We start from the raw sequence: 937 nt of genomic DNA, 5'->3' as shown, positions 1-937 counted from the left end.
GCAACGCATCGACCATACCCCTTACCAGCAAACGAGCTATTATAACACGACCAGGCAGGCACTACAGGCGCAGCCTCCTTTGGTAACCACAGGCGATACCCTGCAGGTTGGCTGGTCCAAAGTAAACATCACCCCTCCTGTTAACACGCCGCTGGCCGGGTATGGCAAGCGCAAGGGACTGGAGTACACCGAAGTGCATGACTCGGTATGGGTGCGCACCTTTGCCTTCGACAATGGAAAGACGCAGGCCTTCGTGGTGGCACTGGACATGCTCATTGCCCCGATGGAGGTAGCGGAAGCCCTCGAGAAAGAATATGCCGCGCTCGGCCTCCGGCCCGAGCAGGTATACCTGACAGCCACCCATACCCACAGCAGTTTTGGCGGCTGGGGCAAAAAACTGGCAGGCCGCCTAATGGCGGGCAGGTATAACCAGGAAGTGACAGAAACGACTACAGCCCGCATCATACAAAGTATAGTGGAGGCTCAGGCAAACAAGCTGCCGGCACGCGTGGGATACGGGCAGGCCAAAATCCCCCGCCTGGTTGCCAACCGCCTGACCAACTCCACTGCAACCCTGGACACCACCATCCGCTTCCTGAAGATAGAGCAGCTGGAAGGCAGAACGGCCGTTCTCAGCACTTTTGCGGGCCATCCCACAATTCTGCCCGCTATGAATCCGGTACTTTCGCGCGACTACCCGGGAGAGCTGGTAGACCAGTTGGAGAAGACCGTTGATTTTGCCGCTTTTGCTGCTGGCGCCGTTGCCAGTCACCGCCTTAACACCCCGCATGGCGATACCTACCAGAGCACCAAAGCCGTTGGTCAGCAGCTGGCACAGGCGATCGTGCGCAAACTCCAGGCTGTGCACATGACCGATTCGGCCGTTTTGGGCTTTGCCAGGCACGAGCTTGAATTGCCCGAACCACAGTGGCGAATG

1 protein-coding gene is annotated in these 937 nt (G+C 58.4%); it reads left to right on the top strand.

What is annotated here, in order from left to right:
* Positions 1–937 (top strand): neutral/alkaline non-lysosomal ceramidase N-terminal domain-containing protein (locus tag OB13_RS14270; RefSeq protein ID WP_461490842.1); only part of this gene is annotated, 937 nt, incomplete at both ends.

It is taken from the genome of Pontibacter sp. HJ8 (genome assembly GCF_054824225.1).
Note: the sequence above shows the minus strand (reverse complement) of the source record. Positions and strands in the feature narration are given on the sequence as shown.